The 23783-nt window shown below is 65.8% G+C and carries 30 protein-coding genes; 24 read left to right on the top strand and 6 right to left on the bottom strand.

Features of this window, described 5'->3' with window-relative positions; genetic code table 11:
* From B2246_RS02240 to B2246_RS02175, 14 genes are all read left to right on the top strand, one after another.
* Window positions 1–678, top strand: a 678-nt coding sequence (locus tag B2246_RS02240; protein WP_286962355.1) for a DUF3577 domain-containing protein, incomplete at its 5' end; no start/stop codon positions are given.
* Between the two features lie 56 nt (window positions 679–734).
* The gene (locus B2246_RS02235) at window positions 735–1424 is read left to right on the top strand and encodes a DUF3275 family protein (RefSeq protein WP_020207131.1); all 690 of its coding nucleotides are present in this window, start codon (window positions 735–737) and stop codon (window positions 1422–1424) included.
* A gap of 94 nt (window positions 1425–1518) precedes the next feature.
* The gene (locus tag B2246_RS02230) at window positions 1519–1860 is read left to right on the top strand and encodes a hypothetical protein (protein WP_020207130.1); all 342 of its coding nucleotides are present in this window, start codon (window positions 1519–1521) and stop codon (window positions 1858–1860) included.
* 104 nt (window positions 1861–1964) lie between these two features.
* A complete protein-coding gene (locus B2246_RS02225) occupies window positions 1965–2372 on the top strand; it encodes a hypothetical protein (protein ID WP_020207129.1) in 408 nt (135 codons plus the stop codon).
* A gap of 16 nt (window positions 2373–2388) precedes the next feature.
* A complete protein-coding gene (locus B2246_RS02220; RefSeq protein ID WP_041106326.1) occupies window positions 2389–2649 on the top strand; it encodes a hypothetical protein in 261 nt (86 codons plus the stop codon).
* A gap of 76 nt (window positions 2650–2725) precedes the next feature.
* Window positions 2726–3376: a hypothetical protein gene (locus B2246_RS02215; protein ID WP_041106327.1), complete on the top strand. Its 651-nt coding sequence runs from the start codon at window positions 2726–2728 to the stop codon at window positions 3374–3376.
* Window positions 3377–3416: 40 nt separating this feature from the next.
* Window positions 3417–4550, top strand: a complete 1134-nt coding sequence (locus B2246_RS02210) for a DUF6094 domain-containing protein (RefSeq protein WP_277914973.1) — start codon at window positions 3417–3419, stop codon at window positions 4548–4550.
* Window positions 4551–4601: 51 nt separating this feature from the next.
* Window positions 4602–4922, top strand: coding sequence for a hypothetical protein (locus tag B2246_RS02205; protein ID WP_020207192.1), 321 nt, complete (start codon window positions 4602–4604; stop codon window positions 4920–4922).
* 89 nt (window positions 4923–5011) lie between these two features.
* Window positions 5012–5332: a hypothetical protein gene (locus tag B2246_RS02200; RefSeq protein WP_020207191.1), complete on the top strand. Its 321-nt coding sequence runs from the start codon at window positions 5012–5014 to the stop codon at window positions 5330–5332.
* A 99-nt stretch (window positions 5333–5431) separates the two neighbouring features.
* Window positions 5432–7711 (top strand): helicase-related protein, encoded by a 2280-nt coding sequence (locus B2246_RS02195; protein WP_041106332.1) that lies wholly within the window; start codon window positions 5432–5434, stop codon window positions 7709–7711.
* A gap of 112 nt (window positions 7712–7823) precedes the next feature.
* Window positions 7824–8252 (top strand): hypothetical protein, encoded by a 429-nt coding sequence (locus B2246_RS02190; protein WP_020206722.1) that lies wholly within the window; start codon window positions 7824–7826, stop codon window positions 8250–8252.
* Window positions 8253–8558: 306 nt separating this feature from the next.
* On the top strand, window positions 8559–10778 hold the full coding sequence (locus B2246_RS02185; protein WP_079388664.1) for a c-type cytochrome: 2220 nt from the start codon (window positions 8559–8561) through the stop codon (window positions 10776–10778).
* Between the two features lie 214 nt (window positions 10779–10992).
* Entirely contained in the window at window positions 10993–11610 is a 618-nt protein-coding gene (locus B2246_RS02180; protein ID WP_286964016.1) for a TetR/AcrR family transcriptional regulator, read from the top strand.
* An 83-nt stretch (window positions 11611–11693) separates the two neighbouring features.
* A complete protein-coding gene (locus B2246_RS02175; protein ID WP_020424017.1) occupies window positions 11694–12599 on the top strand; it encodes a DMT family transporter in 906 nt (301 codons plus the stop codon).
* A 13-nt stretch (window positions 12600–12612) separates the two neighbouring features.
* On the opposite strand, the gene B2246_RS02170 is transcribed toward B2246_RS02175, so the two are convergent.
* The 6 genes from B2246_RS02170 to B2246_RS02145 all read right to left on the bottom strand — a co-directional run bounded on the left by B2246_RS02170 (window position 12613) and on the right by B2246_RS02145 (window position 16493).
* Window positions 12613–13497, bottom strand: a complete 885-nt coding sequence (locus B2246_RS02170) for a DMT family transporter (RefSeq protein ID WP_199861596.1) — start codon at window positions 13495–13497, stop codon at window positions 12613–12615.
* 39 nt (window positions 13498–13536) lie between these two features.
* A complete protein-coding gene (locus B2246_RS02165) occupies window positions 13537–14220 on the bottom strand; it encodes a DsbA family oxidoreductase (RefSeq protein ID WP_020206717.1) in 684 nt (227 codons plus the stop codon).
* Between the two features lie 96 nt (window positions 14221–14316).
* Window positions 14317–14874 (bottom strand): OsmC family protein, encoded by a 558-nt coding sequence (locus tag B2246_RS02160; protein WP_020206716.1) that lies wholly within the window; start codon window positions 14872–14874, stop codon window positions 14317–14319.
* A 290-nt stretch (window positions 14875–15164) separates the two neighbouring features.
* On the bottom strand, window positions 15165–15986 hold the full coding sequence (locus B2246_RS02155; RefSeq protein ID WP_029044396.1) for a TlpA family protein disulfide reductase: 822 nt from the start codon (window positions 15984–15986) through the stop codon (window positions 15165–15167).
* Between the two features lie 2 nt (window positions 15987–15988).
* Window positions 15989–16318: a hypothetical protein gene (locus tag B2246_RS02150; protein WP_139047971.1), complete on the bottom strand. Its 330-nt coding sequence runs from the start codon at window positions 16316–16318 to the stop codon at window positions 15989–15991.
* A 37-nt stretch (window positions 16319–16355) separates the two neighbouring features.
* Window positions 16356–16493 carry a hypothetical protein gene (locus B2246_RS02145; RefSeq protein ID WP_155888385.1) on the bottom strand — a complete coding sequence of 46 codons (138 nt, stop codon included), beginning with the start codon at window positions 16491–16493 and terminating at the stop codon, window positions 16356–16358.
* Between the two features lie 179 nt (window positions 16494–16672).
* Here B2246_RS02145 and B2246_RS02140 point away from each other — a divergent pair, with 179 nt between their 5' ends.
* The 10 genes from B2246_RS02140 to B2246_RS02095 all read left to right on the top strand — a co-directional run bounded on the left by B2246_RS02140 (window position 16673) and on the right by B2246_RS02095 (window position 23774).
* Window positions 16673–17251 (top strand): PilL N-terminal domain-containing protein, encoded by a 579-nt coding sequence (locus B2246_RS02140; RefSeq protein WP_029044395.1) that lies wholly within the window; start codon window positions 16673–16675, stop codon window positions 17249–17251.
* Window positions 17248–17892, top strand: a complete 645-nt coding sequence (locus B2246_RS02135; RefSeq protein ID WP_029044394.1) for a hypothetical protein — start codon at window positions 17248–17250, stop codon at window positions 17890–17892. The genes B2246_RS02140 and B2246_RS02135 overlap by 4 nt, the downstream gene beginning before the upstream one ends.
* Before the next feature lie 14 nt (window positions 17893–17906).
* Entirely contained in the window at window positions 17907–18629 is a 723-nt protein-coding gene (locus B2246_RS02130; RefSeq protein ID WP_020206710.1) for a TIGR03759 family integrating conjugative element protein, read from the top strand.
* On the top strand, window positions 18611–19201 hold the full coding sequence (locus B2246_RS02125; RefSeq protein WP_029044393.1) for a transglycosylase SLT domain-containing protein: 591 nt from the start codon (window positions 18611–18613) through the stop codon (window positions 19199–19201). Before B2246_RS02130 ends, B2246_RS02125 begins: the two co-directional genes overlap by 19 nt.
* Window positions 19198–19746, top strand: a complete 549-nt coding sequence (locus B2246_RS02120; protein ID WP_041106336.1) for an integrating conjugative element protein — start codon at window positions 19198–19200, stop codon at window positions 19744–19746. The genes B2246_RS02125 and B2246_RS02120 overlap by 4 nt, the downstream gene beginning before the upstream one ends.
* 4 nt (window positions 19747–19750) lie before the next feature.
* Window positions 19751–21940 carry a type IV conjugative transfer system coupling protein TraD gene (gene traD, locus B2246_RS02115; protein ID WP_029044392.1) on the top strand — a complete coding sequence of 730 codons (2190 nt, stop codon included), beginning with the start codon at window positions 19751–19753 and terminating at the stop codon, window positions 21938–21940.
* Complete coding sequence (locus B2246_RS02110) at window positions 21937–22686, top strand: TIGR03747 family integrating conjugative element membrane protein (protein ID WP_041106338.1); 750 nt, start codon at window positions 21937–21939, stop codon at window positions 22684–22686. The genes traD and B2246_RS02110 overlap by 4 nt, the downstream gene beginning before the upstream one ends.
* 98 nt (window positions 22687–22784) lie before the next feature.
* Complete coding sequence (locus B2246_RS02105) at window positions 22785–23168, top strand: RAQPRD family integrative conjugative element protein (protein ID WP_041106340.1); 384 nt, start codon at window positions 22785–22787, stop codon at window positions 23166–23168.
* Window positions 23165–23398 carry a TIGR03758 family integrating conjugative element protein gene (locus B2246_RS02100; RefSeq protein WP_003821106.1) on the top strand — a complete coding sequence of 78 codons (234 nt, stop codon included), beginning with the start codon at window positions 23165–23167 and terminating at the stop codon, window positions 23396–23398. The genes B2246_RS02105 and B2246_RS02100 overlap by 4 nt, the downstream gene beginning before the upstream one ends.
* Window positions 23399–23414: 16 nt before the next feature.
* Window positions 23415–23774 carry a TIGR03745 family integrating conjugative element membrane protein gene (locus tag B2246_RS02095; RefSeq protein WP_021195311.1) on the top strand — a complete coding sequence of 120 codons (360 nt, stop codon included), beginning with the start codon at window positions 23415–23417 and terminating at the stop codon, window positions 23772–23774.
* Window positions 23775–23783 lie beyond the last annotated feature (9 nt).

Below are 23783 nucleotides of genomic sequence, written 5' to 3'. Positions count from 1 at the left end.
CAGCGCCCGCTGGTGCGCTTTCGCGTCGGTGACTTGTGGGGCGATGCGTACATCCGCGACAAGGGCGAGCAAAAAGGTCAGGCCGCCGCGTCCCTCAAGGCGCGACTGCTCAAGACCGAGCTGGCCGAACTGGCTTCGATCGAGCAGCACGAGCTGATCACCCGCGGCATCGGCTATCTCAATCGTGTGAAGGACGTCACCCCAAAGGCTGGCGACTCGTTCCTCTCTTGCACCGTCGCGGCACTGGCCGGGCCTGTCGATGAACCGGAGTATCGGTACTTCGACACCATCGTCGCCACCCCGGAAGCCGAGCACCTGGTTCGCCGGTGCGTTCAGGCCATCGAGGGTGACCGCAAGGTCCTGATCGCCTTCCGTCTGAACGACATGAAGATCGATCCGTACATCCGCACCAAGGGCGAGCACGCCGGGGAACCGGCCGCAAGCCTGGAATCGACGCTGGTCCACATCGGTCTGATCAAGATCGACGGCACCCAGGTCTATCCGACGAGCCAGGCGCAAGCCGAGGCGCCGCCGGCCAAAGACGCATCCGCGCCCGAAGCCGACGACGCCATCGACACGGCCACCGACCCCGCTGCCGACCAGCCTGCCGAGCCCGCCGAGCGCGAGCCCGAGGCGCAAGTCGAGGAGCAGGAGCCGGCATTGGCTGCTTCGTTCTGATCCGGCATGGCCCCTCACGGGGCCTTGCTTTTTCCCATTCGTCAAGGAGAACCATCATGGCAGCCACATCGGCATCCGAGAAATCGGTTGCGCCCATCGTCGTCCCCGGCCAGCTCACGCTGCGCACCATCCGCGGCAGGAACGGCCCGTTCACCGTCGGCCGCCTCGCCACGCACCTCGGTACGTTCGAGGTCAAAGACCCGGAACTGGAGCAGTACCCCGAAGGCAAGTACGACGGGGAATTCATCATCAGGTACATCTTCCCGAAGTCCTACCCGGTCGGCGGTGGCATGCGGTTCGAGATCCGGGCCAGCCTCGACGGCATGACGCTCAACGGCATCGACAAACTGAGCCGCGACGAAGCACGCAGCTTCGCCACCCAGGACGTCGATCCGCTCGACGAAGAGCAAGGGACGCAGCCTGCGGCAACGCCGGCCAAACCCGCCAAAGCGTCCAGGCCTGCCAAGCCCGCGCCCATGCAATCGTCCGCGGACCCGCTGGTCGATACCACGCCCTTCGGCGTGGATGCGCCGCCACCTGCTGCGGCCGCTGCCCCCGGCAGCACCGAAGACGGTGACTCCGCGCTGTTCGGCCTGCTGTGGCCGCTGGGCGAATCCGTGAAACTAGATTCGACCATCGACCGCCGCGCTTTGCGTGCGCAGATCGCCCGCCTGGGTGAACTGGGCTACGCGCTGGACTTCAAGACGCAGGAGTGGAGCCGCGAGGCCGAGCTGCAACCTGCGTGATCGCAGACACCGCATCCGCGGTGTTCTCCATCCACCCGCCGGGGCTCCTTCGCCATGCGGGGGAGGCCTCGGCTTTCTTCTGGAGGTCTCCATCATGTCCACCATCGCTTGCGATACACCCCGTTCCGCGCTGGACGAAACCGCGTGGCGCGCCGTGTGCAAGACGGCCGCCGAGCATGCCCAGCGTGGTTGCGGCCTGTCCTGGGATCACTGGGTCACGCTTTTCAGTTCGGAGATCGACGCGCAAGCCAGTCGGTTGCCGCATGACCAGCGCACTCACGCGCTGGAAATCGCCACCCAGGAATGGGACTACGCAACGCCTGCCGAACGGCAGGAAACCCAGGACTGGAATGCGGAGCACGGCTATTGCTCGCACGGGATCGAGTTCGGCTACTGCCCGGCCGGTTGTGATCGCGACGATGACGACTGGGACTGAGGACAAGGCATAGGCTCCTTCGCCGCACCTGCGACATTCCATCACCCGCTGGGGGTTCTTCCCCACGGGGAGGCCTCCGGCCCCACTTCTTCAGGAGGCCTCTCATGGGCTGGTATTTCTCTCACCAATCGCGATCCGAATTGATCGCGGAACTGATCGAACCGCGGGAAACCGAGCGCGTCAGCACAAAGGTCATCGCCCATGCGATGCGCGGCAACGTGCTGTGGTCCGTGGTCGAAATGACCGCCAAGGTCGAAGGTGTGCATCGTGATCTGGCGCCGGGCCAGTCCCTGCGCTTCATCCGCTGCGATCTGCTTGAACGCAGCGGCGGCCAGTGGGGCTACAAGCCGCTGGAAGAGTCCATGCACCCGTACTACTACTCGTGCCCGCTGTCCTATCTGGACCTCGCACCGGAGCAGTCCGCCGACTGGCGTGCAGGCGTTCGCGCTTACCACGCACGACGGCGCACACCCACGGCTGTCACGGCTCCCGCCGCGACACTGATGGTCTGAGCCAGGAGGAACCGACATGGACCCGATCCTGGCTGCGCTCTCCGCCTCGCTGTTGAAGCTCGTTGAAGGCAGTTTGTCCAACGACGAAGTTTCTTCCGACGAGGAAATGCTGGCGTACTTCATTGACAACGGCCTCACCGAGGAGCAGGCACGGCAGGCGCTGACCTACCGCGACCAGTACCTCAACAACATCTACCTGGACGGCTTCACGCCGATCACCGCGGTGGACGAGGCGCTTCACTTCAACCCGCACACCCGGCAGTTCGAGCCGGACTGAGCGGCTTTCTTCCACCCCCTGGGGCAGTACTTGCCCCAGCGGGCGGTGCTGTTCCCGTTCATCCGAGGACACCACCATGCCCGCACACACTTCTTCCACCACGCTGCACCGCATCGACGAATGCCCCGACGTGATGGCCGACGCTTGCGTCGGCGACGACCAGGGCAACCTGATCTTCCTGTCGATCTGGGCGCGCGACACCGCCGTCCAGCAGTTCCTCGCTCGCCTGACCCTCGGGCGCGACGAGCAGGGACTGGACCAGTTCCACGTCATCACCGGCCAGGGCGGCAGCGTCCCGGTGTTCATCGGCAATGTCGATCGCCTGGAAAAGCGCATGACCCGCGCTTACCGGCGAACGCTGTTCGGTTCGCTGTCCAACGTGTGGCTGTTCGACCGGCGCTGCGTCAAGCCCGACAAGGCCAACGCCAGCGCTTTGGCACTGCTGCCGCGCGACAGCGCCCACCGGCTTGACCGCCTGTGGATGCTGGTGCGGGACACCTGCCCGTTGCCGCTGCTCGACCACTGGCGCGAGACCGTGCTGGAACTGCTGCAAAGCCGCGAAATGCTGGCCCGCCTTCCGTTCGCCCTCGGGCCGCTGGAAGGCCATCGGCTCGCCATCGACGTGCCGGCGCTGACCCTGGCGCTGGGCTCCCTGATCCGCAGTGACGCGCTCACCGCCTATCCGTATCCGGCCAAGATCTGGACGCCGGAAGTGGTAGCGGCCTGACCCACCCACGGAGGCACGCCTTGGCGTACCTCCGTCTTTCATCCCCGCCAACCAGGAGACTTCCATGGCCCTCATGTTCCCGCGGCTCGCCCGCAATTTCGTAAAGAACGGGTACTTCCCCACGGATGAACCCACGCTCGAAAGAGCCCTCAATGCACTGATGCCCAGCGACGGGCCGATGTGCATCCTCGATCCCTGCGCCGGCGAAGGCGTGGCGATCGCCGAAGCCGCCCATGCCCTCGGGCGCGAGCAGGCCAAGGCGTTCGCCGTCGAGTTCGACCCGGAGCGGGCACGTCATGCCCGTGGCCTGGTCGATCACTGCCTGCACGCGGACCTGATGGACACGATGGTCTCCAAGCAATCCTTCGGGTTGCTCTGGCTCAACCCGCCGTATGGCGACCTGTCCAAGGACGTCAACGGCAACATCGGCTACCAAGGCCAGGGCCGTGCCCGCCTCGAAAAGCTGTTCTATCAGCGTTCGCTGTCGCTGTTGCAGTACGGCGGCGTGCTGGTCTTCATCGTCCCCGGCTACGTGCTCGACGCGGAGTTGGTCGGTTGGCTGACACGCCACTACACGGACCTGCGCATCTACCGAGCGGTGGAAACGCAGTTCAAGCAGGTGGTGATCTTCGGCCGAAGGGTGCGACAGCGTGAACAGGCTCCCGATGGCGTCAAGGCCGTGCGCAATCTGCTGCTGCAGGTTGGGCTTGGCGAAGTCGAAGCCGAGGAGCTACCGAGCGATTGGCCGTTCCTGCCGTACATCGTCCCCGCCAGTCCGGCCGAGCCGGAGCATTTCTTCCGCGTGACGATGGAGCCCGAGCAGTTCGCCGACGAGGTTGGCAGGCTGCAAGGCCTCTGGCCGTCGCTGGACACGCACCTGGGGGCCGCGCAGCAGTCGCTGCGTCCACCGGCGCGGGCTTTGTCCCACTGGCATCTCGCCCTGGCTCTGGCCGCGGGCGCGATCTCGGGGGTTGTGCGCTCCAAGACCGGGCGCGTGCTCGTCGTCAAAGGTGACACCCACAAGGACAAGACGCTCCAGCGTGAATTCACCGAACGCGAAGACGGCTCGATCGCCGAGACCCGCATCCTCACCGACAAGTTTGTGCCCGTCATCCGCGCGTGGGACATGACGCCTGGCTCCGCGACACGGGGCGAGGTGTTGACCATCCGCTGACTCACCGGACGCGCTGCCGTCCTGCTATTCCCACATCGAAGGAGAAACACCATGTTCGCAAACCCGTTCAAGCGGCCCGCGCCGCAGAAGCAACCGTTGTTCGCACCGGGTACGCTGAAGTTGAGCGAGAAGGTGCATTGGTTGGCACGCAAAGGCCTGATCGACCCCTTGGCCTATGTCCAGCGCCACGTGCGCGGTGACTGGGGCGAGATCGACGAGGCCACCCGCCAAGCCAACAACGTCGCAATCCAACAGGACAACCTGATGATCTCGCAGTTCAGGATCACGCCGGACCTGGCACTGATCGTCAAGACCAGCGAGGACCATGAAACCACGGTGGTCCAGCTATCCGAAGAGCACGACATGCTCTGAAGACGCTGCATCGCCATCTTCATCTACCCACCCACCGGGGCCGTCTCCCCGCTGGGGTGCCGCGGCCCCTTCATCCAGAAGGAAACGTCATGGCATCCAGCGTGTCTTGCGCTCTCGCATCTGCCTCAACGTCTGCCCCCGAGCTTTTCTCTACAGGGGAGATCGTCCTAACACCCGGGGTCAAGGCCCTGGTCCGTCGCCGCTACATCGATGCTGGCACCTGTCTCAACCGCCATAGGCGCGGAGATTGGGGCGATGTCGATGAAGCCGAGCGGCACATCAACGAGAACTATGGGCTGCAAGGCCGAGAAAAACTGTTCTCGCGTTACCCGATTGCGAACGGCGTCTGGTTGGAAGTCTGGACCATGTACGACCGCAGCATGACGGTTCTTCTGCTGCCTTACGAGTAATCGCATCCAGCGGCCGCGCGCCGCATCTTCTTCCCACCACGGGGCATGCCATCGCCCCGCTGGGGGTGGTGCATGCCCCATTTTCTTTGGAGCATCACCATGTCCCTCGATCTCGAAACCACCACCGCCGAAGCCACGTCCGTACAGGGCGAACTGCTCGACGCGGAATCTTCCCCTCTGACCCTGAGCCTTCAGGATTTCGTCGGCGAGTTCGGCGACGAACTGCTCGACGCCCTCAACAGCGCCAACCCGCCGGTCTATACCGGCCAGCCGCAGGCGCACCGGCAACTCGTCGTCGCCAGCCTCAAGCGCAAGCTGTTCCCGGCCCAGGCCGAAGTCGTCCATGCCGCCGCCGAGCTGCTGATCGACCGTGGCGAACGCGCCGCGATCGTCAACGGCGAAATGGGTTGCGGCAAGACGACCGTCGGCATTGCCACGGCCGCCGTGCTCAACGCCGAAGGGTATCGCCGCACCCTGGTGCTTTCGCCACCGCACCTTGTTTACAAGTGGCGGCGCGAGATCCAGGAGACGGTAGCGGGCGCCAAAGTGTGGGTGCTCAACGGGCCGGATACGCTCGTCAAGCTCATCAAGCTGCGTGAGCAGTTGGGTGTCCAGCCCACGGGTCAGGAGTTCTTCGTCCTGGGCCGCGTGAGGATGCGGATGGGCTTTCACTGGAAGCCTGTCTTCACCCAGCGGCGCACCCGTCACGGCGACGTGGCGGCCTGCCCGGACTGCGGCACGGTCATCACCGACCTCGACGGCGAGCCGGTCAACCCTGCCGCGCTCGAAGCCGAGGAATACCGCAGGAAGTGCAGCCACTGCGCCGCGCCCCTGTGGACGCTGATTCGTCCGCGAAGCATGGCCGGTAGCGACCAGTCCTCGGCCGTCCTCAAAGCCTTGAAGCGCATCCCCACCATCGGGGAAGTCACCGCGCAGAAGCTGATGCAGAAGTTCGGCGACGGCTTCCTGGCCTCGATGCTCGGCGACAACATCCATGAGTTCATCAACCTCATGGACGGCAACGGCGAGCTGGTGTTTTCCGACCGTCAGGCCACGCGCATGGAGCGTGCGATGGCCAATATGGAGTTCGGCTTCGGCGAGGGCGGCTATCAGCCGTCCGAGTTCATCAAGAGGTACCTGCCGCAAGGCACGTTCGATCTGCTCATCGCTGATGAAGCGCATGAGTACAAGAACGGCGGTTCCGCACAGGGTCAGGCCATGGGTGTGCTGGCAGCGAAGGCTCGCAGAACCTTGCTGCTGACTGGCACGTTGATGGGCGGCTACGGCGACGATCTGTTCTACCTGCTGTTCCGAGCACTGCCTGGACGGATGATCGAAGACGGCTACCGCCCGACCACGAGCGGCAGCATGACCTCCGCCGCCATGGCCTTCATGCGCGACCACGGCGTACTGCGCGATATCTATTCCGAGAGCACCGGCACGGCGCACAAGACGGCCAGGGGCACCAAGGTATCGGTGCGCACGGTCAAGGCTCCCGGCTTCGGGCCGAAAGGAGTCTTGCGGTGCATTCTGCCGTTCACGATCTTCCTCAAACTCAAGGACATCGGCGGCAATGTGCTGCCGCCGTATGACGAGGAGTTTCGTGAAGTCCAGATGGACGTGGCGCAAGCCGCGGCCTACCGCGACCTGGCGGGTCGGCTGACCGCGGAGCTGAAACAGGCTCTGGCGCGACGCGATACGACGCTGCTGGGTGTGGTGCTCAACGTGCTGCTCGCCTGGCCGGATTGCTGCTTCCGATCGGAAACCGTGGTGCATCCGCGCACGCGCAACACCTTGGCGTTTGTCCCGGCTCAGTTCAACGAGTTCGAGATCAGCCCCAAGGAGCGTGAGCTGATCGACATCTGCAAAGAGGAGAGGGCCCAGGGCCGCAAGGTCCTGGCCTATACGGTCTATACCGGCACGCGCGACACCACGTCGCGCCTGAAGGTGTTGCTGGAGCAGGAAGGCTTCAAGGTGGCGGTGCTGCGCGCGAGCGTGGACGCCAGCCGCCGCGAGGACTGGATCGCCGAACAACTGGACCGTGGCATCGACGTGCTCATCACCAATCCCGAGCTGGTCAAGACGGGATTGGACTTGCTGGAGTTTCCGACGATCGTGTTCATGCAGTCGGGCTACAACGTGTACTCGCTCCAGCAGGCGGCACGCCGCTCCTGGCGCATCGGGCAGAAGTTGCCGGTGCGCGTGATCTACCTCGGCTACGCCGGTTCCTCGCAGATGACCTGCCTGGAACTGATGGCCAAGAAGATCATGGTCTCGCAGTCCACCTCGGGCGACGTGCCCGAATCGGGGCTGGATGTGCTCAACCAGGACGGTGATTCCGTCGAGGTCGCCCTGGCCCGGCAACTGGTCGCCGCCTGATCCCCACGCCAACGCCGGCCTAGCGCCGCCGGCTTTCTGTTGTTCCTACCTCGTAGCCATGCCCGCGTTCTTCGCGGGTATGGCTACGCATTTTCATTTCAAGGAGATTTCCATGAACACCAACACCCCTCCGATCGAACCCGCCGACGGCGGCGAGATCGAGATGCAAGTCGCTGTCGCCTGCGTCGATGCCTCCGGCACCCCCGACATGCCGGTCTTCAAGGTCAGGACCACCCAGGAGGAATACGACCAGGGTGCCCACTACTACAAAGCCAAGGATCTGGCCGAAGAAGCCCGGTACGAAGGGCCGTTCGTCTGCTTCGACGCTGCCGAATATGGCCCCATCCTGTCGGCCGCCCGCGAACTGGGTCTTGTCCCGCAAGCCGTCGTGGTCGATATGACCGACGGCCAGATCCACTCCATCCGCTGCGACACCGGCGAGATCAAGGTCGTCTGCTACGACACCAGCGACACCGACGAGTACTCGGCGGCGATGGCGGACCGGCCGCTCAGCGGGAACGGCCAGCTCGTGCGCTGCTAGGCGCATGCTCAGTTGGCGGATCGATGCTGGTCTGAAGCGGACTCGGGAATGATGTGGCGCGTACAACTCTATTGATGGTCCTGACTGGGAATCTCTTCGGGGCTTTGCATTGCGAACGGGACTGTTTGGACAGTCCCGTTCGCAAGCAAAGTCGGACTTCTTAATTTTCACTTAATCGTAGAACAATATAATCCAGTGGGAATATTTTTTTCATATAAATCAAATGCTTAGTGATTGATTTCAATCAATTAGACAAATCCCAACAAGGCGGAAAATCTACTGTGCGAACGTCAATGGATTTTCACAATGCCTACGATCCTTCATCCTAAGCCCGAGCCCCCCTCCCGCGCCACGCAGCGACTGTTTCGAGCGCTTCTAGCCCGCCGTTCGCAGCTTGCGGTCACGTTTGCGGCATGCGTCTCCCTGGTATGGCTGGCTGCTTTGGCGCAGGACACGCCTGCCACGGCGCATGCACAGATTCCCCAGATCATCGACGATCTGCCCGCCGACTATGCAGCCGACCTCACGCCGCAGCAGCGCGAGCAGGTCGATCTCGGCCGCTATGTCGCGCGTCTGGGCGACTGCGTAGCCTGCCACACCGGGGACAAGTCCAAGCCCATGGCAGGCGGCCTCGCGCTGGAGACGCCGTTCGGCAAGCTCTACTCCACCAACATCACACCGGACAAGACCACGGGCATCGGCGGCTACAGCTTCGAGCAGTTCGAGCGCGCCATGCGCAAGGGTGTGGCGGCCGACGGCCACAACCTGTACCCCGCCATGCCGTATCCGTCCTACGCCAAGATGACGGCGGAGGACATGAAGGCGCTCTATGCCTACCTGATGCAAGGCGTCAAACCCATCGAGCAGGCCAACCGGCCTTCCGACATGGGTTTCCCGTTCAACCAGCGCTGGGGCCTGTCGCTGTGGAACTGGATGTTCCTGGACGATGAACCCTTCAAGCCCCTGGAAGACAAGGGGCAGGTGTGGAACCGCGGCGCCTATCTGGTTCAGGGCTTGGGCCATTGCGGCGCCTGTCATACGCCGCGCGGCATCGCCTTCCAGGAAAAGACCATGACCAGCGAGGGCGGCAATGACCATCTGTTCCTGGCTGGAGAAACCGTGGAAGGCTGGCGCGCACTGAGCCTGCGCAACCTCTGGACGCCGGAGGAAACCGCCGAGATGCTAAAGACCGGGCGCAATCGGCACGGCACCGTCTCGGGCAACATGGTCGACGTGGTGCAGCACTCCACGCAGTACATGACCGATGCCGACCTGCTGGCCATCGGCACCTATCTGAAATCGCTGCCGCCCGGCAAGGATGACCTGCCCATGCAGGTCGTCCAAGGCCCCGGGCCAGTCATCACCCCGCGCCAAAGCGGGGGGGCGGCCAAGCCCGGTGACATGCCCATCGACATCTTCACCTCGCGCGGCGGGCTGGGCTACCTGCAGTTCTGTGCCGACTGCCATCGCTCCAATGGTGACGGTGTGCCCAACGCGTTCCCGTCTCTGGCGGGCAACAACACCCTGCAGTCGCAGGACCCGTCCACGCTGATCCATATCATGCTCACCGGCTGGCGGGCTCCCGTCACGCAAAGCCATGCTCGACCTTTGACAATGCCCTCATTCGCGCAACTGAGCGATCAGGAAATCGCCGAGATCCTGAACTTCACGCGCCGCGCCTGGGGCCGCGTCGATGCGCGCGACATCAAGGTCAGTGACGTGACCAGCGCCCGCAGGCAACTCGATGCCAAGGCCGACAGCCATCGTCCCTTCGAGACCCCGCGCCTGGCTGAGATGCTCAAGGAAAAGAACGGCGAGCAACTGGTGCTGGGCGCGCGCTTGAACATCGACACGGCGCGCATGCTGCCCAACAACGTGGGCAACAAGCTCAACTGCGCCAGTTGTCACCTGAACGCAGGTACCGTGGCCGATGGTTCTCCCTATGTCGGTGTCTCTGCCTTCTTCCCCAGCTACGCTCCGCGCGCGGGCCGTGTCATCACCCTGGAGGACCGCATCAACGGCTGCTTCCTGCGCTCGATGAACGGCAAGCCGTTGCCCATCACCAGCGACGAGATGAAAGCCATGGTCGCCTACTTCGACTGGATGAAACGCGAGACCAAGCCCGAAGACAAGGTGGAAGGGCGCGGCGTGGGCAAGATCGACCAGCGGCTCATTCCCAACACCGAGAACGGCAAGCGGATCTATGCGGCCCAGTGTGCACTGTGCCACGGAGACAACGGCGAAGGCGTCAAGAACGCCAAGGGGGAGATGGTGTATCCGCCGCTGTGGGGCGACGAGTCCTTCAATATCGGCGCCGGTATGGCCCGCACCTACACGGCGGCCGCCTTCGTCAAACGCAACATGCCCATTGCTTTCGGCACGCACTTCCCCTTGGGCCAAGGCGGGCTGAGCGATCAGGAGGCGGTCGACGTGGCCGAATACTTCAGCCATATGCCACGCCCGGACTTCCCGGCCAAGGTCAAGGACTGGCCCCAGGACAAGAAGCCCGCGGATGCCCGCTATTGACCGAATCGTTCGATGCTCGCCGATTGATCGCCGGCGTGGCGTCCCCGCGCCGGGGACATCACGGTCGTGATCAGACCCCCTCGGCCCTCGGCCGCCCGCCCATGGAAGGCTGCCAAGGTCGCAGTCCAGAGGGCGTCTCGGCCCGGTTGGGCGTCGGCTCGTGGTAATCTACCTTCTAGTAGAGAGCAACTGCGAGTGGAGTGCGTCACCGGCCATGAACCAAACCATGCCTTCGAGTACTCGGGCATCCCTGATGCAAACAGCCGAGTCTCTTTTGTGCACCCGGGGCTATGCCGGCTTCAGCTACGCCGACTTGGCGGAGGCAGTCGGCATCCGCAAGGCCAGCATCCACCACCACTTCCCCGCCAAGGAAGACCTGGGGGTGGCTGTGGTGGAGGCCTATGTGGAGCGCGTCGCACGGGGCCTTGAGGGCATCGAGCACGAGTGCCCCACCGTCGATGACCGCCTGGCCGCTTTTTCGCAATGGTTCACGCAGAGCATGGGGCGTCGCCAGTTGCCCTTGTGCGGCGCGCTGGCCGCCGAAATGACCGTGTTGCCCGAGCGCCTTCAGACGTTGACCCGGCAATTCTTCCGCCTCCAGCTCCAGTGGCTGCAAAAAGTGCTCGACGAAGGCAAGGCGGCCGGGCAGTTGCCACAGGACGCAGACACCGCGGCCCGTGCCCGCCAGGTCCTGGGCTTGCTGGAAGGCGTCAGCTTCATCGATTGGGCCTTGAACGAGAACCCGCCATCGCTTGCCAGCGATGTCCTGTACCGGATTGCCGGGGTGGTCCGGTCACAGGCTGCTGCGCAGCGCAAGCACGATGTTTCTTGATTTGACCTTCTCTGCCGGCCTCCCCAGGCGGGCCGTTCGCGCATGCGCGATCGAACGCCCACAGCCCGCCGAATGAGCGCCGGATGACGATGCCTGGCACCCACGACCCCACCGCTGCGGCGAGGCGGCGACTCCAGGGGACGGCCTATCTGCTGGTCACCGCTGTCGGCTGGGCCGTCAATTGGCCCGCCATGAAGCTCCTCCTGCAAGCCTGGCCGCCGATGTTCTCTCGCGGCCTTGCGGGGGTGGCCGCCGCGATCGGGCTGGCGGTGCTGGCCGCCATGCAGGGCCATCGCCTGATGCCGCCGCGCAAGGTGATGCCGCGCCTGGCGCTGGCCGCCTTCACCAACGTCTTTGCCTGGATGGGCTTCTCGACGCTGGCGTTGAACTGGGTGAACGTGGCCGAAGGCGTGCTGCTGGTCTACACGATGCCGATCTGGGTCACTTTGCTGGTCTGGCCCTTGCGGGGTGTGCGCCCCACGGCGAGCGGCTTTGCCGCTCTGCTGCTGGGTCTGGCCGGTGTCATGGTGTTGCTGGGTGCCCAGGGTTTCTCCGTCACTGGCGGGCAGGCGCTGGGCATCGGCTTCGCGCTGGCTGCCGCAGTGCTGTTCGCCCTGGGCACGATCCTCAACGGCGCGCCGCTTCCCTTGCAGCCCCTCGTCTCGACGGCGTGGCAGGTGGGGCTGGGCTGCCTGCCCATGCTGGTATTCGGTATCGTGTTCGAGCATCCCCGGCTGGATGCTTTGAACCCTTGGCAGTTCGCCAGCCTGATCTACATGGCCCTCATCCCCATGGCGATCTGCTATCTGACCTGGTTCGCGGCGCTGCAGCGCCTGCCGGCATCGGTGGCGGCAACCGGCATGCTGCTGGTGCCCTTGCTGGGGGTCCTGTCCGCCGCCGTCATGCTGGGCGAGCCCATCGGCGCCAGGGAAGTCATCTCGATGCTGCTGACGCTCAGTGGCGTGGCGCTGGTGCTGAGACGGCCCTGATCGCGCCGCGCCTTCAGCGCTGCGGCTGCGCCTGGCGAAGCGAACTCGATCGGGTGGTGATCACGACGCCGAGCAGCACCACGGCACCGGCCAGCCAGCTGCGCAGAGCGAGATGTTCGCCCAGGACCAGCATGCCCAGCAAGGCGCTGAGCACGGGCACGGACAGTTGCAGCGAGCCGGCGGCGATCGCCGTCATACGTACGCGCACCCAGTACCAGATGGCGTAGCCCAGCGCAGAAGCCAATGCGCCGGAGAGCGCGGCGTAGCCTAGTCCAGCCCCATCCGCCCGGAGGCCGCCTGGCGAGGCGAACAGCAGGACACCCGCCAGCGGCACGGCCCAGATGAAGCTGCTGGCGGTGCTTCCCACGGGTGCGTTGCTGCCGCGCCCCAGAAGGGAGAACCCACCCCAGGCGATACCGGCGAGCGCCATCAGCAGCGCGGGCAGCAGCGGCGGAGCCGATGCGCCGGGCGCAAGAAAGGCGATCAGGCCGCCGGTGGCCAGCAGCAGCCCCAGCACGTTCGTGCGCTCGCCCCGCGCCACGCCGTAGAGGATCATGGTCAGTTGTGCGCAGGCGAACAGCACCAGGGCGCCCGCCCCGGTGTCGATGCCGCGATAGGCGAACGAGAAGGCTGCGGCATACACGAACAGCAGCACCGCGGACGCCCAGGACGCCTTGAACCCCGGACGCCGGCCATGCGGACCTGCCAGGACCAGCAACCACAACACGCCGGCGCCGCAGGCCAGCCGCACAAAGGTGAACGTGGCCGGGTCGATGATGGTGGTCTGAAACGCCAGCCTGGCCAGCAGGGAGTTGGCGGCGAACGCCAGCATGGCGCAGACCGCCAGCGCGACCGCGAGTGGGCCCTGGCCGGCCGGTTGCCCAGTTTCCTGGGGCATGTGGGGATCGCCCATACTGGCTTCAAACGCCTCTTGTCTTCAGATCTGGCAGGCATCGGGACCGCAAGCGGCGCCGTCCGCCGCCGCGGCCACCGGCTCGGGGGATGAGGCGCCCGCCTGCGTCAGCGCCGCCACGAACGTTTCGGTCGGTTGCGCGCCTGACAGGTACAGTTTGTCGTTGAAGACAAACAGCGGCACGCCATTGGCGATGGCATTGGCCTGCATCTCGTCGTGCTCGACCTCGCGCACGCGCTCGAAGTCCAGGTCGGCCCATTCCGCGTCGGACAGACCGGCTTGCGCCGCGATGGCCCGCAGCTCGTCGCGGTTGAAGATGTCTTTGCCATCGGTGATGCTGGCTTTGGAGAGAGCTTCGATCAGACGTTGGCGCGACGCCTGTGTGGGCAGGCTCTTGACCAGCGCGTGGGCGTCCGCGGTATCGCCGAAGCGCATGGTGCCGAAGTTGTAGGCCAGGCCCTCCCTGGCGCCGTGGGCGGTGACCGCCGCCATCATCTGGCGTGCTCCGCTTTCGCTGCCGAACTTCATCCTGAGCGCCGAGGCGAAGTCCATGGGTGCCATGCCCCGCGCGATCCGGTATGCGCGGCTGCTCACTTCCACCTGGATCTGCCCGGCCAGTTGCTCCACGGCCTGGTCGAAGCGGCGCTTGGCGATCCAGCACCAGGGGCAAACGAAGTCGGACCAGATGTCCACTTTGACGATTTTCATTGAGCACTCTTTCGTTGAGGACTGTCAGGCACGAGCGAAAGGACTGGCGGGTTCAACCTCGCAGTCCCGTCGCAAGCGATGTGATCGCCATGGACCTTATGGTTTCTCCACGAGGACTAGCTCGGGCACCATGCGCACGGCCTTGGCGAAGTTCGAGAAGTTCGGCGAGGTATCGATGACGGCGCGGTGGATCTCCTCCATCTGCTCGGGCGTGCCATCGGCGTCGATGCGCACGATGTACTTGACCTCGTCGTAGCCGGGGTTGACGTTCGCATCCAGCCCCAGGAAGCCACGTAGATCCAGTTCGCCGACCGTCTGGATCTCCAGCGACCGCACCGTCACACCCTTGGCGGCGGCATTGGCGACGTAGCCCACGGTCATGCACGCATTGAGGGCCGCCATGAGCAGCTCCTGCGGGTTGGGCGAGGTATTGGTGCCCAGCAGTTCGGCGGGTTCGTCGGCCGTGATGGTGAAGTCGCGCGCATGGGTCTTACCGCACAGGTCGTAGGACTTGACGGTCGTGGCGGAACGGGTCTGGCCGTCCCAGCGCGTGTTGACCTCGAACCTGGCAATTGCGTTGTCGGGGTTCTGGCGGATGCCTTCGGCGAACTGCCGGAAGCCGTCGACGTCGATGCCGTTGAGAGAGGTGGTCATGGGATCTCCTTGGGTGGGAAATTGAGGCCGGAAGCCCTGCGAAAACGGATACCGCCCCGTAATCTACCATCTAGCAGGTAGTTTTGCACAGCGGCGTTTTATCCAGGCCCTTTCAGATGGTGGATATCGGGGGCGCTCGCGCATTGCCGCACGCACCGCAGCTCCAGTTCCGATCACCTCGTCGGCAACCCCCAGTTCGCATTCCTGGCTGACCTCATGCTTCCAGCTCACGCCGCGATCCGGCGGAGAAATCCGCCCGAGCGCACGCGCACGCAGGCACAGCAAGCGTTTCAGCGCTCAATCCCGATTCCAGCCAGGCCTTGCGCCAGGGTTTCGTGGGAAAGCTCGCCGATGTACCGCGAGATCAGGCGACCCTGAGCGTCGAAGAAGAGCGTCGTGGGCAATGCCGCCTGCCCGCCGACACTGGCGGTAGCCTGGCCCTTCGGGTCGAGCAGCACATGGTGCAGCGTAAGCTTCATCCCGACGAGAAAGCTCTGCACCCTCTCGGCGGCCTCGCCCTGGTTCAAAAAGACGAAGTATGCGTGCGGGTAGTCCGCCTGTGCCTGTTGCAGCAACGGCATCTCGCGCCGGCATGGCGGGCACCAGGTGGCCCATAGGTTGACGACCATTGGCTTTCCCGCGAAGGATTGCAGTTCGACGCTCGTGCCCTCCAGGGTAAGTGCCGCCCCCGCGGGGATGCGGATGTCGCTGTGCATGTTCCACTGAAGGCTCACGGAGCCGATCACCCATGCGACGGTAGCAACGCCCAGGCCGGCCAGCAGCGGCTTGCGCGACTGCGAATGCCTGTCGCGATCCAGCGTCGTGGCGTAGAACCAGCCCGCAATCACACCGATCTGGCCGTTCCACCCACCGTCGCGGATGTCGAGGATATCCAGCGGCGCCTGCAGGTAGGCATCGCGGTACGAGTAAACGAAGGCCAGCCGGGAGACCACGATCGTGACCAACAACACCCGCCAGGCCAATGCCGCCACCTCAACACCTTGGCGTCGGCCCCAGGACACACCAACGACCATGCCGAGCGCCGCGGCCGCCACCGCCATCAGCAAGGACCACGGAAGCGCGATCGGGCCAACGTACAGCGCCGTCCCCATGGTCATGCTCCGGTGAAGGGTGATTCGCCGACCGGCATAGGGACCTCTGCGATCAGGCCTCCTCCCTGCCGGGATGCCAGCAGCAGCCTGCCGCCGTACAACAGTCCCATGCCGTCGCGATCGCGCAGGCCGATATCGAGCACACCGTGCCCTTGCGACCTGACAACGATCCCCGCGCCACTTCGTTCGTTATCCTCAACCAACAGCATGCACATCTGAGCTTCGTCTAGCCTGAACCTGGCGGCCATGCTAGGGGAGAAGTTCGCTGCATGCCGGTTGTGACGCCCGATCCTGCGGGATTTTAGTTTCGCTTCATCGGTTGGAATCAGCATCCCGGGCCAGTTTGGTCACCGACATGCTGAGGGTCGGCTACGGCTGGCGGTACAGCGCCTTGCGCAGCACCTCGGGGCTCGTGTGGGGCAGCTCGGGGCGCAGGTCTGTGCCACGCACATTCAGCGTGCCCATGCCTTCGCATCCGTTCAGAACCTCCGAGAGGTGTCGGGGCATGGTTTCGCCGCAAATCTGCGATCGCAACAACGGCTGCACTTCCTGTACTACCTGGACGATACGCGGACGGCATCCGGCCCACCTCCCTAAAAAACGGGCAACCCCCAGTTCGCATTCCTGGCTGACCGCGCAACCGCGCGCCGCCAAGGTATCGGCATCACCACAGAAGAGCCGATGCCATGCCCGCAATTCCTGTATCCCGGCACCTGGCCGGCGCCGGTCTCCTGGCCGCAGTGCTGGCCAGCGGCTGCGCGACTACTCCGGTGCCGCAAGCGCCCGAAGCCGTCGAAGAGGTTTCGCACGCGCCCAGGCCGGCAATGCCCGAGTTCGTGCCCGTCGCGCGTTATGGCCGCTACACCCTCGTAGAACTGGCGCCGATGGCGGCGCAGCGCGACCTGCTGCTGCAGACCATCGATGTCGCCATGCCCGAGGACGCCCGCGCCACGGTGGGCGACGGGCTGCGGCATGTGCTCAAGCGCAGCGGCTACGGCCTTTGCCAGACCATCCATGCCGTGATCGAGCTGTACGCGTTGCCGCTGCCGGCGGCACATCTGCATCTAGGCCCCATGACCTTACGCGATGCGCTGCTCACCCTGGCCGGCCCGGCCTGGGAGCTGCACGCGGATGACCGGGCGCGGCAGGTCTGCTTCGAGCGGCCTGGCCGCGACGCAGGCGGCGAGCCGATTTCCGAGTCGCCCACTGCGGAAACGGTGCAGACGGTCCCGCTGGCGCCTTCGGTTTCAGGAGGCCAGCCATGAACACGCCGCAATCTCCCCGGCGTCCAACTGCCGCAGTGGTGATGCAGAGCCTGGTGTGGCTATGGCTGATCTGCCTCAGCGTGCTGGTGGTCCTGGGCCACCAGACGATGAGCAACCCGGCGGAGCAGGAGAGACTCGATGCCCGCCTGCAACGCCTTGAAGCGCAGACGACCGGACTGGCCGAGACCACTCAGGACCTGCAGCAGCGGCCCGCGGCCGCCACCGCCGCAGGCCTGCAGGACACCCGCCATGCCCTGGAGGCGCGCATCGCCCAGGTCGAGCAGGGGCTGAGCGGCCATGCTGCGGCAGACGACCTCCAGGCGCTGCGCGCGGACGTCGAGCAGATCAAGGCGCGCCAGACGGCGACGCGAACCGCTGCATCGGCCCGGCCGCGTCCACAGAACCAACCCACTGCGGCCAGGCCCGAACCACCGCCGCTGCCGTTCCACGTCGCTGGCGCTGAACTGCGGGCCGGTCAGCGCAGCGTGTCCGTCGCACCGAATGACGGGGACTTCGCGCCCGACCAGCTTCAGGTGCTGCTGCCGGGCGATTCGGTCGGCCCATGGCGCTTGCAGGCGGTCGAAGGCAACACCGCGGTGTTTCAGGCCGGCGACCAGACCCGCCGCGTGGCAATTCCCTGACAGGAGCCGGCACCATGAAGCCATCGATCATCGTTTCCGCGCTCCTGCTGGCGACGCATTTGCCCGCCTCGGCGCAGCAGCCCGCTACGGTGCCCGCCCGCAACGCGCAGAGCCAGGAGCGGCCAACGGTCGCCCGCTCCCTGGACGATCGGGCGGCCAGCGAATGGGGTCTGCAACCGCAGGAATGGGCGCGCTACCGCGAGCTGATGGACGGGCGACTGGGCATCCAGTCGCCCAACCTGGACCCGCTGTCCGCCCTGGGCATCGAGGCGCGCACCGACGAAGAACGGCGGCGCTACGCGGAGCTGCAGGTGCAGGTCGAGGCGCGCCGCGTCGAGAAGCTGCTCGCCTACCAGCGCGCCTACGACGAGGCCTGGCAGCGCCTGAACCCTGGCATGCAGCGCGTGAACCTGCCCGACGACAAGCCAAGCGCCGTCGCCACGGGCGGCAGCGGGCGCATGGCCGTGTTCGTCAAGGACGGTTGCGCGGCTTGCGGGCAGCTCGTGCAGCGCCTGCAATCCTCAGGCACCGCGTTCGATGTGTACATGGTCGGCAGCCGCCAGGATGACGCGCGCATCCGCGACTGGGCCAAGCGCGCGCAGATTGACCCGGCGCGCGTGCGCGCCGGCAGCATCACGCTGAACCACGACGGCGGCCGCTGGCTGTCGCTGGGCCTGCCCGGCGATCTGCCCGCCGCCGTGCGCGAAGTGAACGGCCAATGGCAGCGCCAGCCGTAGCCATGCCCCTGCGCGCACTGGTGCTCGCTGCCGGCCTGTATGCCGGTGCCGCCCTGGCCCAGGAGGTTCCGCCACCGGCATACCAGCTTGCCGCCCAGCGCGCAGGCATCCCCTCGACCGTGCTCTACGCCGTGGCCTTGCAGGAGAGCGGCATCCGGCGCAACGGGCGCCTGGTGCCGTGGCCGTGGTCCCTCAACGTCGCCGGCCAGTCGCGCCGCTTCGCCACGCGCGCCGACGCCTGCGCTGGCCTGCAGCAGGCGATGCGCGCCACGCCGCACACGCGCATTGACGCGGGCCTGGGCCAGATCAACCTCGGCTACCACAAGCACCGCTTTACCGGCGCGTGCGACTTGCTGGACCCGTATCGCAACCTGGCCGTTGCCGCCGAGATCCTGAAGGAGCAACACACCCCCGGCGAGGAATGGCTGCTGGCGATCGGCCGCTACCACCGCCCCGCAGGCGGCGAGCCCGCCGCCCGCTATCGGCGCAGCGTGTCGCGCCACCTCGCGCGTGTGCAGGGCCCGCGCTCAACCGCCGCGGTACTCGCCGCGCGCCAGGAGACCTCCCCATGACGACAACCCATCGGACCAACATCACGTTGACGAGCCTTCTCGTACTGCTGGCAGGCCTGCCGCTGGCCTCGCGTGCCGGCGAGCCGCTGATCGTGGTCGAAGACCGCGGCGGCACGTCGGCATTGCCGTACTACGAAGCCCTGAACCTCCAGCCGCGCGCCAACGCGCCGGCCCGCCCACCCATCCCGACGCCCCGGGTTCCCGCCACGCCAGCGGACGAAGCCGCGATGCTGCCGGTGCGCAGCAGCAAGCTCACGCCCGGCACCGTCGCGCGGCGCGTGATCGAAGCGCCCGGCCTGCGGCCGTTCGCGGTCATCGGCGACGACGAGGCTTCCCGGGTCTGGTTGCAGCGCCGCGCCGCCGCTTTGCGTGAACGCAGCGCGGTCGGCTTGGTGGTCAACGTCGAGACCGCGCAGGGCCTGGCACGGCTGCGCGCTCTGGTGCCTGGCGTACCGCTCGCGCCCGTGGCCGGCGACGACCTGGCCGATCGCCTGGGCCTGCGGCACTACCCGGCGCTGATCACGGCCACCGGCATCGAGCAATGAAGCCATGTCAGGCAAACAGCCGGTCGAGGTTCTGCTACGCCCAGCGGTGGAGCTATACACCGTCGCGGCGTGTGCAGGCGCCGCGTTTCTGTGCCTGGTGGCCCCATGGTCGCTCGCGCTGAGCCCGGCCATGGGCATCGGCAGCGCCTTGGCGTTCGGCGCCTACGGCGCGATCCGCTACCGCGATGCCCGCATCATCCTGCGCTACCGGCGCAACATCCGCCGTCTGCCGCGGTACGTGATGACCAGCAAGGACGTGCCGGTCAGCCAGCAGCGCCTATTCGTGGGGCGCGGCTTTCTCTGGGAGCAGAAGCACACGCATCGGCTGATGCAGACGTACCGGCCCGAGTTCCGCCGCTACGTCGAGCATACGCCGGCCTACCGGCTGACCAGGCGCCTGGAGGAACGGCTGGAGTTCGCGCCGTTGCCGCTCTCGCGCCTGCCGAAGCTCACCGGCTGGGACGTGCCTTTCAACCCCGTGCGCCCGTTGCCGCCTGTGGGAGGCCTGCCAAGGCTGCACGGCATCGAACCCGACGAAGTGGACGTCAGCCTGCCGCTGGGCGAGCGCGTCGGGCACTCGCTGGTGCTGGGCACCACGCGGGTGGGCAAGACGCGTCTGGCCGAGTTGTTCGTTACCCAGGACATCCGGCGTAAGAACGCCGCGGGCGAGCATGAGGTCGTCATCGTCATCGATCCCAAGGGGGATGCCGATCTCTTGAAGCGGATGTACGTCGAAGCCCAGCGCGCTGGCCGCGAAGGCGAGTTCTACATCTTCCACTTGGGCTGGCCGGAAATCAGCGCCCGCTACAACGCCGTGGGCCGCTTCGGTCGGATCTCGGAAGTGGCGACACGCATCGCGGGGCAGCTCTCCGGCGAAGGCAACAGCGCGGCGTTCCGCGAGTTCGCATGGCGCTTCGTGAACATCATCGCTCGCGCCCTGGTGGAACTGGGGCAGCGCCCGGACTACATGCTGATCCAGCGCCACGTCATCAACATCGACGCGCTGTTCATCGAGTACGCCCAGCACTACTTTGCCAAGACGGAGCCCAAGGCCTGGGAGGTGATCGTCCAGATCGAGGCCAAGCTCAACGAGAAGAACATACCCAGGAACATGATCGGGCGCGAGAAGCGCGTCGTGGCGCTGGAGCAGTACCTGAGCCAGGCCCGCAACTACGACCCGGTACTCGACGGACTGCGCTCAGCGGTCCGCTACGACAAGACCTACTTCGACAAGATCGTCGCCAGCCTCCTGCCTCTGCTGGAAAAGCTCACCAGCGGCAAGATCGCCCAGCTCCTGGCGCCGAACTACTCCGACCTGGCCGACCCACGGCCGATCTTCGACTGGATGCAGGTGATCAGGAAGCGCGCCGTCGTCTATGTCGGCCTGGATGCGCTGTCTGATGCCGAGGTCGCCGCAGCGGTCGGCAACTCGATGTTCAGCGATCTCGTCTCGGTCGCCGGCCACATCTACAAGCACGGAATCGACGACGGCCTGCCGGGCGCATCGGCTGGTGCTCGCGTGCCGATCAATGTCCATGCGGACGAATTCAATGAACTCATGGGTGACGAATTCGTGCCGCTGATCAACAAAGGCGGCGGTGCCGGGCTGCAGGTCACGGCGTACACGCAGACCCTCTCGGACATCGAGGCCCGCATCGGCAACCGTGCGAAGGCCGGCCAGGTGATCGGCAACTTCAACAACCTGTTCATGCTGCGCGTGCGCGAGACGGCCACCGCCGAACTGCTGACGAGGCAGTTGCCGAATGTCGAGGTCTATACCACCACCATCGTCTCCGGCGCGACCGACAGCTCGGACATCCGTGGCGCGACGGATTTCACATCGAACACTCAGGACCGCATCAGCATGTCCAGCGTGCCGATGATCGAGCCGTCGCACGTCGTCGGCCTGCCCAAGGGCCAGTGCTTCGCGCTGCTGCAGGGCGGTCAGCTTTGGAAGGTGCGCATGCCGCTGCCGGCGCCGGACCCGGATGAGGTGATGCCGGCGGACTTGCAGCAACTGGCCGGGTACATGCGCCAGAGCTACAGCGAGGCCACTCAGTGGTGGGAGTTCACCAGTTCCCCGAACCTGCAGGATGCAGCCTTGCCCGATGACCTGCTGGATGATGCTGCTCCGGTCGAGCCTGGCGCGGTATCCACCGATACCGACCAGCGCACCGACGAGGCCGCGCCATGAAGGACGCCGCCTCGACCGCGCAACGGGAGCAGAACCAGCGCCAAGGCCTGATCGTCGGCACCATCACCTTGCCGTTCCGGCTGCTCGGCGTACTGATCGGCTCGCTGCTGTTCTCCATCCTGGTCGAGTGCGTCGGCATGCACCTGTTCTGGAAGGATCAGGGCTGGCGCCACTCCCAGCAGATGTTGCAGTACGAGCTGGGACACCTCTCCAACCACTTTACGCGCAGTGTGGTCGTACAGGAGCCGGGGCGCACGGCGCACGAGCTGGTGGATACCGGCTACGAATGGGTGTTCGTGCGCTCGGGGTTGCTGGAGCGCATGAGCCGGACCGCCGAGCGCGCCCGTGCGCCCAGCCACGAGCAGACGCACAACTTCCGCTACTACATCAGCCAGGCCTATGTCTGGGCCGAGAGCTACCTGGTCGCCGCGGCCTTCACGACGCTGACTTTCCTTGTGCGCCTGCTGGTCCTGGTGCTCACGCTGCCGCTGATCCTCACTGCGGCATTCGTCGGCCTGATCGACGGCCTGGTGCGACGGGATGTGCGCCGGTTCGGCGCGGGCCGCGAATCCGGCTTCATCTACCACCGCGCGAAGGCCAGCCTGATGCCCCTGGCCGTGCTGCCCTGGGTCACCTACCTGGCGCTGCCGATCTCGGTGCATCCGCTGGTGATCCTGCTGCCCAGCGCAGCCTTGCTGGGACTGGCCGTGAGCCTGACCGCGGGCAGCTTCAAAAAGTACCTCTAGACCATCAATCCGGTCGTGCGCGGGTTCCTATTGTTTGCGGCCTAAAACAGCCCTGATCTCCACGATCAACCCATTGCTGATCACACAGGAATGGCGCGATGGTGGCTTCGATCTGGCTGCGCGCCGCGCATCGCGGCGTGCCCACTTTTCTCGTGATGGCCCTCGTGCTGGGCCAGTCCCCGATGGCGTTGGCCGAGTCCCCGGCGCAGCGCCAGGAGTTGGTCGCCGCGCTGCGCCAGCTCGACGCGCTGGAACGCACCGTCGCGGACAGCGCCGCGCATACCCCCATCACGCCGGGCGAGCGCTACCACTTCGACTACCCGCGGCTGCTGGCTGACTTGGCGCGCGTGCGCGCCGGCATCCAGTTCCACCTGACGCCATCACGCGCTCAGCCGCGCGACCCCTCCGAACTGGCCGGCGACTACCGCACCGAGCGGGCCGCTTCGCCATCGCCGAAGACGACTGCGGAGGGCGAGCAATGAACGGCGCCCAGGTCTCGGCATTTCAAGCCAACAGCGGCATCGCGCCTTCGGCGATGGCGACCGTCCTGGTCGGCGCCGTGTTCGCGGTCCTGCTCGTGTGGGGCGTCTGGGCCATCCGAACGGCCTACGTGGGGTGGTCCGAGAGCCGCCTCAACCAGCGCCAGTTCCTCGGCGTCTGCATCCGCTTCGTCGCGATGTACCTCGTCCTGAGTTTCTTCCTCCTGTCCTGACCTGAAAGGCCCGACCATGCACAACCGCATCCTCACCTCCCGCTTTGCTCAGCGCGCCGCCGTGGCCCTGGGCGCCGCCGCTCTGCCGGCGCTGTCGTTCGCACAAGGTCTGCCGCAGTTGGAGAACCCGACGCGCGGCACCGGCAACGGCATCATGGAGACCATCCGCAACTACGGCTACGACATCATCATGCTCGTGGCCCTGCTGGTGGTGGCATCGATGTTCATCGGCGTCTGCTACCACGCCTACGGCACTTACGCGGAAATCCACACTGGCCGCAAGACGTGGGGCCAGTTCGGCCTCACGGTCGCCATCGGCGCCGTCCTGCTCGTGATCGGCATCTGGCTGCTCACCGAAGCCACCGGCATCCTGTAAGCGAGGCCG

It is taken from the genome of Cupriavidus sp. UBA2010 (assembly GCF_002335265.1).
Classification (GTDB): Bacteria; Pseudomonadota; Gammaproteobacteria; order Burkholderiales; family Burkholderiaceae; genus Cupriavidus; species Cupriavidus metallidurans.
This window is presented reverse-complemented; position numbering and strand designations above follow the sequence as displayed.

What these genes read in the sequence shown, in the direction of transcription:
- B2246_RS02235 (WP_020207131.1), top strand. Translation starts at nt 735, where the DNA reads ATGGCAGCCACATCGGCATCCGAGAAATCGGTTGCGCCCATCGTCGTC.
- B2246_RS02230 (WP_020207130.1), top strand. Translation starts at nt 1,519, where the DNA reads ATGTCCACCATCGCTTGCGATACACCCCGTTCCGCGCTGGACGAAACC.
- B2246_RS02225 (WP_020207129.1), top strand. Translation starts at nt 1,965, where the DNA reads ATGGGCTGGTATTTCTCTCACCAATCGCGATCCGAATTGATCGCGGAA.
- B2246_RS02220 (WP_041106326.1), top strand. Translation starts at nt 2,389, where the DNA reads ATGGACCCGATCCTGGCTGCGCTCTCCGCCTCGCTGTTGAAGCTCGTT.
- B2246_RS02215 (WP_041106327.1), top strand. Translation starts at nt 2,726, where the DNA reads ATGCCCGCACACACTTCTTCCACCACGCTGCACCGCATCGACGAATGC.
- B2246_RS02205 (WP_020207192.1), top strand. Translation starts at nt 4,602, where the DNA reads ATGTTCGCAAACCCGTTCAAGCGGCCCGCGCCGCAGAAGCAACCGTTG.
- B2246_RS02200 (WP_020207191.1), top strand. Translation starts at nt 5,012, where the DNA reads ATGGCATCCAGCGTGTCTTGCGCTCTCGCATCTGCCTCAACGTCTGCC.
- B2246_RS02195 (WP_041106332.1), top strand. Translation starts at nt 5,432, where the DNA reads ATGTCCCTCGATCTCGAAACCACCACCGCCGAAGCCACGTCCGTACAG.
- B2246_RS02190 (WP_020206722.1), top strand. Translation starts at nt 7,824, where the DNA reads ATGAACACCAACACCCCTCCGATCGAACCCGCCGACGGCGGCGAGATC.
- B2246_RS02185 (WP_079388664.1), top strand. Translation starts at nt 8,559, where the DNA reads ATGCCTACGATCCTTCATCCTAAGCCCGAGCCCCCCTCCCGCGCCACG.
- B2246_RS02180 (WP_286964016.1), top strand. Translation starts at nt 10,993, where the DNA reads ATGAACCAAACCATGCCTTCGAGTACTCGGGCATCCCTGATGCAAACA.
- B2246_RS02175 (WP_020424017.1), top strand. Translation starts at nt 11,694, where the DNA reads ATGACGATGCCTGGCACCCACGACCCCACCGCTGCGGCGAGGCGGCGA.
- B2246_RS02170 (WP_199861596.1), bottom strand. Translation starts at nt 13,497, where the DNA reads ATGCCCCAGGAAACTGGGCAACCGGCCGGCCAGGGCCCACTCGCGGTC.
- B2246_RS02165 (WP_020206717.1), bottom strand. Translation starts at nt 14,220, where the DNA reads ATGAAAATCGTCAAAGTGGACATCTGGTCCGACTTCGTTTGCCCCTGG.
- B2246_RS02160 (WP_020206716.1), bottom strand. Translation starts at nt 14,874, where the DNA reads ATGACCACCTCTCTCAACGGCATCGACGTCGACGGCTTCCGGCAGTTC.
- B2246_RS02155 (WP_029044396.1), bottom strand. Translation starts at nt 15,986, where the DNA reads ATGGGGACGGCGCTGTACGTTGGCCCGATCGCGCTTCCGTGGTCCTTG.
- B2246_RS02150 (WP_139047971.1), bottom strand. Translation starts at nt 16,318, where the DNA reads ATGCTGATTCCAACCGATGAAGCGAAACTAAAATCCCGCAGGATCGGG.
- B2246_RS02145 (WP_155888385.1), bottom strand. Translation starts at nt 16,493, where the DNA reads ATGCCCCGACACCTCTCGGAGGTTCTGAACGGATGCGAAGGCATGGGC.
- B2246_RS02140 (WP_029044395.1), top strand. Translation starts at nt 16,673, where the DNA reads ATGCCCGCAATTCCTGTATCCCGGCACCTGGCCGGCGCCGGTCTCCTG.
- B2246_RS02135 (WP_029044394.1), top strand. Translation starts at nt 17,248, where the DNA reads ATGAACACGCCGCAATCTCCCCGGCGTCCAACTGCCGCAGTGGTGATG.
- B2246_RS02130 (WP_020206710.1), top strand. Translation starts at nt 17,907, where the DNA reads ATGAAGCCATCGATCATCGTTTCCGCGCTCCTGCTGGCGACGCATTTG.
- B2246_RS02125 (WP_029044393.1), top strand. Translation starts at nt 18,611, where the DNA reads ATGGCAGCGCCAGCCGTAGCCATGCCCCTGCGCGCACTGGTGCTCGCT.
- B2246_RS02120 (WP_041106336.1), top strand. Translation starts at nt 19,198, where the DNA reads ATGACGACAACCCATCGGACCAACATCACGTTGACGAGCCTTCTCGTA.
- traD (WP_029044392.1), top strand. Translation starts at nt 19,751, where the DNA reads ATGTCAGGCAAACAGCCGGTCGAGGTTCTGCTACGCCCAGCGGTGGAG.
- B2246_RS02110 (WP_041106338.1), top strand. Translation starts at nt 21,937, where the DNA reads ATGAAGGACGCCGCCTCGACCGCGCAACGGGAGCAGAACCAGCGCCAA.
- B2246_RS02105 (WP_041106340.1), top strand. Translation starts at nt 22,785, where the DNA reads ATGGTGGCTTCGATCTGGCTGCGCGCCGCGCATCGCGGCGTGCCCACT.
- B2246_RS02100 (WP_003821106.1), top strand. Translation starts at nt 23,165, where the DNA reads ATGAACGGCGCCCAGGTCTCGGCATTTCAAGCCAACAGCGGCATCGCG.
- B2246_RS02095 (WP_021195311.1), top strand. Translation starts at nt 23,415, where the DNA reads ATGCACAACCGCATCCTCACCTCCCGCTTTGCTCAGCGCGCCGCCGTG.